The 11,478-nt window shown below is 35.4% G+C and carries 11 protein-coding genes; 6 read left to right on the top strand and 5 right to left on the bottom strand.

What is annotated here, in order from left to right:
- The first annotated feature begins 167 nt into the window (after positions 1 to 167).
- Positions 168 to 1,400 carry a phosphoribosylamine--glycine ligase gene (purD, locus tag ACZQCL_RS02840; RefSeq protein ID WP_482481800.1) on the top strand — a complete coding sequence of 411 codons (1,233 nt, stop codon included), beginning with the start codon at positions 168 to 170 and terminating at the stop codon, positions 1,398 to 1,400.
- A gap of 1 nt (position 1,401) precedes the next feature.
- Entirely contained in the window at positions 1,402 to 3,072 is a 1,671-nt protein-coding gene (locus tag ACZQCL_RS02835) for a formate--tetrahydrofolate ligase (RefSeq protein WP_482481799.1), read from the top strand.
- 177 nt (positions 3,073 to 3,249) lie between these two features.
- Here the strand turns inward: ACZQCL_RS02835 and ACZQCL_RS02830 are convergent, their stop codons facing one another.
- The 3 genes from ACZQCL_RS02830 to tnpA all read right to left on the bottom strand — a co-directional run bounded on the left by ACZQCL_RS02830 (position 3,250) and on the right by tnpA (position 5,608).
- Positions 3,250 to 4,821, bottom strand: a complete 1,572-nt coding sequence (locus ACZQCL_RS02830) for an IS66-like element ISEbi1 family transposase (protein ID WP_482481798.1) — start codon at positions 4,819 to 4,821, stop codon at positions 3,250 to 3,252.
- 63 nt (positions 4,822 to 4,884) lie between these two features.
- On the bottom strand, positions 4,885 to 5,241 hold the full coding sequence (gene tnpB, locus ACZQCL_RS02825) for an IS66 family insertion sequence element accessory protein TnpB (protein WP_118320378.1): 357 nt from the start codon (positions 5,239 to 5,241) through the stop codon (positions 4,885 to 4,887).
- Complete coding sequence (tnpA, locus tag ACZQCL_RS02820; protein WP_003866208.1) at positions 5,231 to 5,608, bottom strand: IS66 family insertion sequence element accessory protein TnpA; 378 nt, start codon at positions 5,606 to 5,608, stop codon at positions 5,231 to 5,233. The genes tnpB and tnpA overlap by 11 nt, the downstream gene beginning before the upstream one ends.
- 177 nt (positions 5,609 to 5,785) lie before the next feature.
- Between tnpA and ACZQCL_RS02815 the strand changes: the two genes are divergently transcribed.
- Complete coding sequence (locus tag ACZQCL_RS02815) at positions 5,786 to 5,956, top strand: DUF2179 domain-containing protein (protein WP_331865828.1); 171 nt, start codon at positions 5,786 to 5,788, stop codon at positions 5,954 to 5,956.
- Positions 5,957 to 5,970: 14 nt separating this feature from the next.
- Here ACZQCL_RS02815 and ACZQCL_RS02810 read toward each other — a convergent pair whose 3' ends face one another.
- Both ACZQCL_RS02810 and ACZQCL_RS02805 read right to left on the bottom strand, forming a co-directional pair.
- Positions 5,971 to 7,875, bottom strand: coding sequence for an NAD(+) synthase (locus tag ACZQCL_RS02810; protein ID WP_482481797.1), 1,905 nt, complete (start codon positions 7,873 to 7,875; stop codon positions 5,971 to 5,973).
- Between the two features lie 65 nt (positions 7,876 to 7,940).
- Entirely contained in the window at positions 7,941 to 9,458 is a 1,518-nt protein-coding gene (locus tag ACZQCL_RS02805; protein ID WP_482481796.1) for a 4Fe-4S dicluster domain-containing protein, read from the bottom strand.
- A 137-nt stretch (positions 9,459 to 9,595) separates the two neighbouring features.
- Here ACZQCL_RS02805 and ACZQCL_RS02800 point away from each other — a divergent pair, with 137 nt between their 5' ends.
- The 3 genes from ACZQCL_RS02800 to ACZQCL_RS02790 all read left to right on the top strand — a co-directional run.
- Complete coding sequence (locus tag ACZQCL_RS02800) at positions 9,596 to 10,237, top strand: HAD family hydrolase (protein ID WP_227992596.1); 642 nt, start codon at positions 9,596 to 9,598, stop codon at positions 10,235 to 10,237.
- Positions 10,224 to 11,111, top strand: coding sequence for an RluA family pseudouridine synthase (locus tag ACZQCL_RS02795; protein WP_337532409.1), 888 nt, complete (start codon positions 10,224 to 10,226; stop codon positions 11,109 to 11,111). Before ACZQCL_RS02800 ends, ACZQCL_RS02795 begins: the two co-directional genes overlap by 14 nt.
- Positions 11,112 to 11,125: 14 nt before the next feature.
- A partial coding sequence (locus ACZQCL_RS02790) for a cation:proton antiporter (protein WP_482481795.1) occupies positions 11,126 to 11,478 on the top strand: 353 nt, incomplete at its 3' end.

The following is an 11,478-nucleotide window of genomic DNA, read 5'->3' as shown; positions in this document are numbered from 1 at the left end:
ATATGTCCAGAAGTCAATTTATATAAGACGTTGTATGAGTGTTGATTTTAGCTTTATATCCTAATTTATTAAATGTGTCTTTCTGTTAAAAAAATTGTGAATAAAGACCCATTAGGGGCTTTTTTCTGTTATGATTGAATGGTAAAGAAAAAGGAGATTAAAACGCAATGAAAATACTAGTTATCGGTAAGGGCGGACGTGAACACGCACTTGCGTATGCATGCAAACGTTCAGCTTTATGTGATGAGTTGATTTGTGCTCCAGGTAATCCTGGAATGGCAAAAATTGGAGAATGTGTCAATGTGAAAGACAATGATGTAGAAGGTCTTGTCGCTTTGGCAAAAGAAAGAAATGTAGATTTAACCATCGTAGGTCCTGAGGCAACTTTAGCTCTAGGTGTTGTAGATGCGTTTAAAAAAGAAGGCCTAAAGATTTTTGGGCCAGATAAGAAGGCGACTCAGGTTGAATCAAGTAAGGATTTTGCCAAGAAAATCATGGCAAAATATAATATCCCAACAGCTGCTTATAAAACATTCTATGATTTAGAATCTGCATGGACTTATGTACAAGAACAGGGAGCTCCTATTGTTATTAAGGAAGATGGCTTAAAAGCTGGAAAAGGTGTTACAGTAGCTTCTACGTTAGAACAGGCTAAGGAAGCCTTGGACATTGCCTTTGCGATTGAAAATAATTCGGTTGTGATTGAAGAATGTTTATTTGGATTTGAATTTTCTTTGATCTGTCTAGTACACAATGAAACAGTTGTACCTTTAGAAGTAGCCCAAGATCACAAGTGTGTATTTGATGGAGATAAAGGCCCAAATACAGGTGGTATGGGATCTTATAGCCCAGTTAAGAAGATTACTTCTGAAATTATCGATGAAGCTATGAATGAAATTATGAAACCAATGGCAAGTGCTATGGTTAAAGAAGGTGTTCCATTCACTGGATTCTTATATGGTGGATTGATGTTGACAGAAAAAGGTATTAAAACAATTGAATTCAATGCACGTTTTGGAGATCCAGAAGCCGAAGTTATTTTGCCTCGTTTAGAAAGTGATTTTGTCCAAGCTATTTTAGATTTAATGGATAATAAACCAGTTGAACTAAAATGGACAGATAAAGTCAGTCACGGTGTTGTTTTAGCAAGTACAAACTATCCTGCAAGCTCTACAAAAGGATCTTTGATTACAGGTGTAGACGATGTAGATGGATTGGTTTTCCACATGGGAACAAAAATGACAGATGAAGGATTGGTAACAGATGGAGGCCGTGTTTTAATGGTCGTTACTCTAGAAGATGACTTACAGACTGCATTTGATCATACATATAAAGAATTAGATAAAATTCAATGTAAAGATTTATTTCACAGAAATGATATTGGAAAGAAGGATATGTAAAATGGCTAAAACAGATTTAGAAATTGCACAAGAATGCGTCATGGAACCAATTGAAAAGGTTGCCGCAAAAATTGGAATTCCTGCAGATAGCTTGGAACATTATGGAAAATATAAAGCTAAATTGTCTTTTGATTATTTGAAATCCATTGAAAATAATCCTCATGGAAAATTAGTATTAGTTACAGCTATTAATCCTACTAAGGCTGGAGAAGGAAAGAGTACGACAACTGTTGGCTTAGGTGATGCCTTAAATCGTTTAGGTAAGAAAACGATGATGGCTTTACGTGAACCAAGTTTAGGTCCAGTATTTGGATTAAAAGGTGGAGCTACAGGTGGTGGCTATGCCCAGGTTGTACCAATGGAAGATATCAACCTTCACTTTACTGGAGATATGCATGCGATTACAACAGCTAATAACTTAGTTAGTGCATGTTTAGATAATGTGATTCATCAGGGAAATGAATTGAATATTGATCCTGAAAAAGTAACATTTAAACGTTGTTTAGATATGAATGATCGTACTTTGCGTAATATTACAATTGGTTGTGGTGCAAAAGCCAATGGAGTTGAACGTAAAGACGGATTTAATATTACTGTCGCAAGTGAAATCATGGCAGCTTTATGTTTGGCAGATGATTTAATGGATTTAAAGAAAAGATTTGGAAAAATGCTTGTGGCATATACTTATGATGATAAGCCTGTATATGTACATGATTTAGGTATTGAAGGCGCATTGGCTATGGTTATGAAAGATGCTGTATTGCCTAATGTTGTTCAAACACTTGAACACAATCCAGTATTGATTCATGGTGGTCCATTTGCGAATATTGCGCATGGATGTAACTCTGTTATTGCCACAAAAGCATGTCTAGAACTTGCAGATTATACAGTTACAGAAGCTGGATTTGGTGCAGATCTAGGAGCTGAGAAATTCTTGGATATCAAGTGTCGATTGGCTGATCTTAAACCGAATGCGGTTGTGATTGTTGCGACAATTCGTGCCTTAAAACAACATGGTGGAATTGCCTTAGAAGATTTAAAAGAAGAAAATGTAGAGGCTATGCTTGCAGGATGTGAAAACTTAGCTAAACACATTGATACAGTACAACAATTTGGTTTACCATACATTGTTGCGATCAATGAGTTTGCGACAGATACACCGGCTGAAGTAGCTGCATTAGAAAAATGGTGTGAAGAAAACAACCACCCAATGTCATTATCTCAAGTATGGGCAAAAGGTGGAGAAGGCGCTATTGATTTAGCCAACAAAGTCGTTGCGTTATGTGATCAAGAAAATAACTATGCTCCTTTATATGATTTAGATAAGACAATTGAAGAAAAAATAGAAACCATTGCCAAAAAAGTATATGGTGCAGACGGTGTTGATTTTACAGAAGAAGCACAAGCACAAATTGCGAAGTTCAATGAATTAGGATGGGATAAATTACCAATCTGTATGGCCAAAACACAAATGTCATTATCAGATGATGGCAAAGTAATGGGTCGTCCTACAGGATTTAGAATTACAGTTCGTGAATTACGCCCAGGCTTAGGTGCTGGCTTCATTGTTGCTCTAACGGGTAAAGTATTAACAATGCCAGGACTTCCAAAACATCCAAGTGCATTAGACATGGATGTGGATGAAGATGGTAAAATCGTAGGATTATTCTAATGTCAAAGGCTGGATGAAAGATTCCAGTCTTTTTTTTGTTTTCATCAAAAAAGAGTCCAGACAATCAAATGTTGTCTGGACTTTTGGTGAGTAAAACGTAAGCGCCAAATAAGATGATGTAGTTAAATAAATGAAAAAGAATCAGTTGAACATTGCTAAAATGTTATGCTGATTCTTTTATTTACAGTTCTTTTGTACGAACTTACTCCATGGTAGAAATTCGTCTATTATTTCTGGATTTTTGATCAGATCTTGGCTTGGAAGATATGTAAATATTGTTGTCAAATATTTATATGGATCCAGTCCATTTGCTTTTGCTGTTTCAATTATGCTGTATGCATTCGCACTTGATTCTGCTCCTGATACGCTTGCCGAGAACAACCAGTTCTTTCTTCCTGTCGTAAATGGTCGAATTACTCTTTCATCTAATGAGTTTGTCATTGGAATATATCCATCATATAAGTATTGTCTCAATCCTTCTTCATGATTTAAAACATATTTAAATGCTCTGCTCAGTTTTGCACTGGCTGTGGCATTTTGATTGGATTTGCACCATGAAAAGAAGTCATCTATTAATGGCTTTGACTTTAGCTGACGTATTTTGACCTTTTTATCAGGAGACAACGCCTCTATTTCTTTTTCTATTGCGAAGAGTTTCTTGATCTTATTCATCGCAATAATCGGAAGCGTATTTTCTGCATTTTCGAGATCATTTGGAAGACTGTCTCTGAACTTTCTTCTTGCATGTGCCCAGCAGTATGCATTGACACAGCCTTCGATATTGTTGTATCCGGAATATGCATCTGATATAACAGTTCCATGAAAACCGTTGAAGAATATCTGCGGATTATATCCGCATCTGTTTGGTGCATACACAAACAGTCGGATTGGATATGAACTCTCTTTGATGCTTGAATATACCCACATATAGGATTTCGTTGTTGCCTTTTTACCAGGTTCATTTAGAACTTGAACAGGTGTTTCATCGGCATGGGCATGTTTTGATTCAAGCAGGATTTCATGCATTCTGCCTGTCAGTGGTTTTAACCAGTGTTCACTTGAATATATGATCCAGTTAGCCATTGTCGTTCTTGAAAGATCCAGACCCATTTGTTTCCATTCGGATTCCTGTCTATAGAGTGGAACGCCATTTGCGAACTTTTGTTTCATAACGAAAGCCACACTTTCAGCAGAGGCATAAGAATGTGGAATGACAGGTTCTGGAATTCCAGGACTTTTCATAACACTCTTTCCATTTGCACGACATTTTCTGCATTCATATGTCGTTGTATATATATCTCTTACTTTTAATTTGGCTGGTACAAATTCGATTTCGTGTCGAACAAATTTCTTTCCGACAGGAACAAGTTTACTGTTACAGACTGGGCATACGAGTTCAGATTCTGGAAGTGTCATAATAACTTCGATATGTGGCAGTTTAGATAATTTATCATCCAACTGCCCTTTATACTTTTTCTTTTTATTGAATTTAACTTCTTCAAGAATAAATTGTTCTTCGTCTGGATTTGCTTCTGCTTCTGCCTCATCAAAAAGAGAAAGCTGCTCAAAACCAAGTGACTTTGATGTTTCACTTTTTGTTCCAAACAGCTTGCGCTTTAAATATTCATTTTCTTCCTTTAGATTCTTGTTTTCTTTTTGGATTTCTTCCAATGTCTTTGATAGTGCTACAACTGCTGACTGCATCTGTAGATATAATTCTTTGTAGTCGATACCTGCATTTTCAATCATTCGAAGCACTCCTTAACTATCTATATTATACCATATTTAATACAAAATTTCCTTAATATAAAGCTAAATAGCACATCTTTTATTACTCTTTTTTATTGTTCGTGGCTGCTCTATTTTAAGTCCTTCTAAAAGCCATCTGAACTGCTGATCTGTTATTTTCATTACTTCATCTTTATTTCTTGGCCATACGAATTTTCCATTTTCAAGACGTTTATACAAAAGAACAAATCCGTCACCTTCCCAGTACAAGACTTTCATTTTTGTACTGCTCCTTCCGCAAAAGAGAAACAATGAGTTCGAAAATGGGTCCAGTTTGAAATTCTGTTGTACAATAGCTGCAAGTCCATCAATTGATTTTCTCATATCTGTATATCCACAGGCAATATAGATATGTTCTGCTTTAGAAATATCACCTAACATATTTATTCAACAGCTCCCGGATCATCCATTCAGGACAATTAGAATTGATCTCTATTTTTGTGTTTCCTTGACAAATCGTCATTACTGAAGAAGATATGCATACAGGAGTAGATTGAGGAGCCTGTATTTCTACAATATCATTTGATTCAGGAACCAGAGGCAGTACATTATTTCTTTTTTTGTATGGAATCTGTTCAATTGCCATCTTTCTTAGTTTTGCCAGGTAATAGTAATAACTTTTAATACTAACGTTATTCTGTTCGCACCATTCTTCGTTTGATAGATCACTATTTATACATTCACGAATGATTGCCAGCCACTTTTCCGCCTTCAGTCTCTGCTTGGGCGTTAAATCCTCTAATTTCATCTAATCATCTCCAATCATTTTATAGAGTTTTTAGACTGTACTCTAGAAACTCTAATTTTCTATATAATTGTCGATTTTTTTGAAATGATTTTCAATCCATCATATTACTTGGCGCTTACCTTACAATAAGAAATATGTGAAGCATTAAGTGATATATTTGGAAATGGTGTTACTCGTGTGGATGCCACGGGTGGTTATTCAAAAAGGTCTAAATCCATAGTTTATTTTGTGGTCAATCGATATCAAGTTAATCGAATGAAAGAACAAGTTCATGAAATCGATTCGGGTGCTTATATTATCATGAGTGAAGTTGCAGATATCTTTTCAAATAATATGGATAAAGTATAAGAAAAGTGGGGGAACTAAATTTCCTCCACTTGTTTTGTCCATAGATTTCTTGATGCGTCGCTTGGCATTCTCCAATCACCTCTAGGTGAGAAACAAATAGATCCAACCTTAACACCATCTGGCATACAGTTTCTTTTAAATTGTTGGGTAAAGAAACGATTATAGAATGTTGTGATGGCCTTTTTAATTGTTTCCTTTTCTACATCTTTAAATGCAACACAAGCTAAATCATAGATTTTCTTAGGCTCATCGTGATGTCTTAACATTTGATATAGGAAGAAATCATGAAGATCATAAGAACCTAATACTTCTTCTGTCTTCTGAGCAATCTTACCATTTTTATCTGGTGGTAAAAGCTCTGGGGATACAGGTGTATCACAAATATCCATCAATACATCATGTAATATTTCATCTTTTAAAGCAACACTTTCAACAATATAGCGAACAAGTGTCTTAGGAACACTGGCGTTTACCGCATACATACTCATGTGATCTCCATTGTATGTACACCATCCTAAGGCAAGTTCACTTAAGTCTCCAGTACCAACAACAATCGCATTATAGGCATTGCTTAAATCCATCAAAATTTGTGTTCGTTCACGAGCTTGAGAGTTTTCATACGTAATATTATGAACTTCTGGATTATGGTGAATATCTTTAAAGTGCTGGTTTACACCATCCACAATAGAAATTTCTTCACTAGATACATGAAGTAGGTCCATTAAGATTTGCGCATTAGATTTAGTACGTTTTGTCGTTCCAAAACCAGGCATTGTGATCGCATGAATTCCTTTTGAATCATAATTGTTGATTTTAAAGGCTTCATGACATACAAGCAAAGCTAAAGTAGAATCGAGTCCTCCACTAATTCCAATCACAACATCTTTACAATGAATTTTTAAAAGACGTGTTGCCAAGCCTTGAGCTTGAATATGTAATATTTCTAAGCAGCGAACAATTCTTTCATCTTGATTATTTGGAACAAAAGGATAAGCATCGATATAGCGATCAAATTCAATTTCTTCGATGGGTTTTGATGTGAATTCCACGGTTGTATAGTTTACATGGAATAAATTCTGCATACTAGTTTTATAGTGTAAGCGATCATGATTTAAATGGTCTAAATCGATTTGTCCATAAATGATTTTGTCTGTTTTAGTTTCACTTAATATAGCCCCGTTTTCACAAATTAAATTGTGTCCAGAGAAAACCAAGTCACTCGAACTTTCTGTAGGTCCTGCACTGGCATATACGTATCCCGCATAACATTTAGCACTTTGATCTTTGACTAGATTTCTTCTGTAATTTGCTTTTGAGATGATTTCATTGGAGGCACTTAGATTACATAATACATTCGCTCCAGCTAATGCATGTGTTGAACTTACTGGAATTGTCACCCATAGATCTTCACAGATTTCAATGCCTAAACAAGCCGATGTTGTTGTATCTTTAAATACGATATGATTTGAAACGGGAACCTTTTTATTTTTGTATGTAAAAGTTGTGTTTTCTTTTAATTCACTAGCACTCGAGAACCACCTTGTTTCATAGAATTCATTGTAGCTTGGAATATATGTTTTTACTTGAATACCTAGAATATCATGGTTGAAACAAATGGCGGCACAGTTATAAAGCTTGTTTTCGATTTCTAAAGGTAAGCCTATAACTGTAACTAGGTTTTCTGGTAGCTCTTCTACAATTTCAAATAGGACTTGTTTTGCTCTATTTAATAATGTATGTTCATAGAATAAATCCTGACATGTATATCCTGTAATACATAGTTCTGGAAATACTACAAGTTGTGTATCTGAATCCAATTCTTGGATACATTTTAAAATTTCTTCTTTATTTGCCTGTGGATCTCCAATTGAAACATTTAAAGTACAGGCAGCCGTTTTATAATATGAATAACGATGCATGTTCATACCTCATTTCCAAACATGATTATATCAAAAAAAGACGTCCATTTTAAGGACGTCTTTGATTAATGTTCACTTAGTTCGTGAAGACGATCTCCATATGCAGATTCATCTGCATCTTTCTTATCGCTTTCAGTAGCGTATTTTTTAACTAATGCACTTGATTTGTTGATTGGTTGTAAAGTACCAGCACCGGCAACACATCCACCAGGACAAGCCATACCTTCAAGTAGGTACCCGTTTAGTCTTCCAGCTTTAGCCATCATCAACATTGTCTTACAGTTCTTTAATCCTTCTGCAGCCTGAACTTTTACTTCTGTTCCAGGATGTTCTTTTTGAATCAAGTCTTTAACGGCTTTGGCAACACCACCACTGACAGCAAATCCACGACCAGCATTTGTTCCTTCTGTTAATGGATCAGAAGTAGTGATTTGGTCTAATGCAATACCTTTCGCATTGAACATACCCATAACTTCTTCAAAAGTTAATACGAAGTCAATATCACTACGGATTGATTTACGGCTTGCTTCCAATTTCTTAGCAGCACAAGGACCGATGAATACAACTTTAGCGTTTGGTTTTTCTTTTTTGATCAAACGACCCGTTAATACCATTGGAGTTAATGCCATTGAAATGTATGGTGCAAAGTCAGGGAAGTTTTTCTTCGCCATAACGGACCATGCAGGACAGCAACTTGTAGCCATAAATGGTTGTTTTTCAGGCACTTTATCTAAGAAGTCTTCAGCTTCTTCAATTGTACATAAGTCAGCACCAATCGCAACTTCCACAACATCCGCAAAACCTACCGCTTTTAATGCAGCTTTTGCTTTGTCTGGCGTTACAGCTGGACCAAATTGACCAACGAAAGCAGGGGCAACAGCCGCAATGACGTCATAGCCTTCTTTCATGGCATAGATTGTTTGGAAAATTTGTCCTTTATCTACAATAGCTCCAAATGGACAGTTAACTAGACACATTCCGCAGCTAACGCATTTATCGTAATCGATTTCTGCTTTTCCATCTGCATCGGATTTGATTGCGTCCATTCCACAGCTTGCAGCACATGGACGTTCTAATTTAGTGATTGCGTGATAAGGACATGCATCCATACAACGTCCACACTTAATACATTTTTCTTGATCAATACAGCTTTTACCATTTACGATATGAATCGCATCTTTTGGACAAACTTCTGTACATTGGTGTGATAAACATCCTTGACAAGCGTTTGTTACAAATACTTTCTTTTCTGGACACGCATTACATGCGAACTTAATAATATTGATAAGGGGATCATCATAATATTTTTTCGCAATTGTACTTTCTTCAATTCCATCTGAAATGTTTGTATATTCAGTAATATCACGAACAGGCAAGCCCATACCCAAACGTAATCTTTCCCCGATAATTGCACGTTCTAGAAAAATACTATCACGATATTTTGCTTTTGTACCAGGTAAGATTTCATATGGGATTTCTTCCATACGCTTAGAATAATCTGTATTGTCATCGTACGCCATTGAAGCGATGGCAGTAAAGACCTGACGACGAAGGTCAGTTACTGAGTTATAAATTCCTCTCATATTTCCTCCTAATTCAATTCCTCATATTTACTCATACAATATTATATAGTAAAAACTATATTTGTGAAAGTTTTAATTAGTATAAAATGTTATTATTTTTTTCTAATAGTGATATAATACCGTGCGGGGTGAATTGTTTGGTAAAAATTGTATGGGATTGGAATGGAACATTATTGAATGATGTTGACTTATGTTTTTCTTGTATCAACCGTCTTTTAGTCAGTCATGATTTGAAACCTTTGGATACTCTAAGTCAATATCGTGAAGTATTTACTTTTCCAATAGAAGATTATTATAAAAGGGTAGGCTTTGATTTTGACAAAATACCTTTTTCCATGTTGGCTCACGAATATATGGAGGATTATCAAGAAAAAAGCTATGCTTGTGATTTACATTCAGATGTATTGGATGTTGTGAATAAGGCAAAGAATCTTGGCTTTTCGCAAACCGTGCTTTCTGCAAGTAAAATGGATTATCTTCTTAAACAAATGGAAACCTTGCATGTAGATGATTTATTCGATTCGATATACGGAATCAATGACATCTATGCAAAAAGTAAAGTGGAATTAGCTCATGCGTTTAAACAAACTTGTAGCCTAGATGATGAAATTTATTTTGTTGGAGATAGCGTTCATGATTATGAAGTCGCAAAAAGTATTGGTGCTAAATGTATCTTGGTGACTACTGGGCATCAAAATCGAGCAACTTTAGAAAGTGTAAATGTACCGGTTATGGACAGTTTAATGGAAAGTTTGGATTTAATTTATGAAAGAGATTAGAATCAATTCAAATGATGCAAATCAAAGACTGGATAAGTTTTTGATGAAGACTTTTCCAAAACTAGGCAAATCAATGATGTATAAGGCGATTCGAAATAAGAAAATAAAAGTGAATCGCAAACGTTGTACTTTTGATCATAAAATCCATGAAAATGATAGTATTTTATTGTTTTTACCTCCGGATGTTTTAGAAGAGAAACAAGTAGATACGCAATATATATCATCAGAGTTGGATGTTATTTATGAAGATGAAAATATCTTGATTGTGAATAAACCATATGGCTTATTGTCACAGAGTGATCAAAGCAAAACTCAAGATTGTTTGGTAAATCGTGTACAAGCATACTTAATGGAAAAAAACGAGTATGATCCAAATAAGGAACATTCTTTTGCTCCAAGTATTTGTCATAGACTGGATCGAAATACGACAGGTCTAGTGATTGCTGCAAAGAATGCGAATGCTTTAAGAAAAGTAAACGAAGCAATCGCAAATCGTAAAATCCAGAAGATGTATCGGGCATATGTTACTGGTACTTTTAAAGAAAAAGATTTTAGTATGTGTTATTACATTCGCAAAGAAAATACTGTTGCGAAAGTAAGTGATAAAAAATTAGAGGGCTATCAAAAAGCATTGATGGATGTGCATGTTGAAAGAAATGATGGCGAGAATTCAATATGTACAATTACACTTCATACAGGAAGATTTCATCAGATTCGTGCCCTGATGGGGCATATAAAGCATCCTTTGTTGGGTGACGTCAAATATGGATATCATGGAAAGAAAAGGCCGATACAATTGATGGCATATCGGTTGGAGTTTCATGATGTAGATTTGCCACTTCAACAAACGGTGTTTGAAATTCCAAGAGCATAGTAGGAGGTATGAATATGCAAGAATATCGATATCTATTAGATATTGCCTTAATTTTATTAATGACAAAAGCCTTTGGACTTTTTTCTCGTCGTTTACGTATGCCATCTGTAGTAGGTGCATTGATCGCAGGTATTGTTTTAGGGCCTGCGGTGTTAAATATAGTTGAGCCAAGTAAGTTGATTGAATCTTTATCAGAAATTGGTGTTATTGTCTTAATGTTTGCGGCTGGTCTAGAAACAAGTATTACAGATTTAAAAAAGGCTGGGGTAAAAGCTTTTATTATTGCGACACTAGGTGTATTAGTTCCATTAGCTGTTGGATATGTAGTTGGTGGATTCTATAATGTTGGAGCAGATGCATGGTTACA

The sequence above is a fragment of the Holdemanella sp. genome, assembly GCF_056804935.1.
Note: the sequence above shows the minus strand (reverse complement) of the source record. Positions and strands in the feature narration are given on the sequence as shown.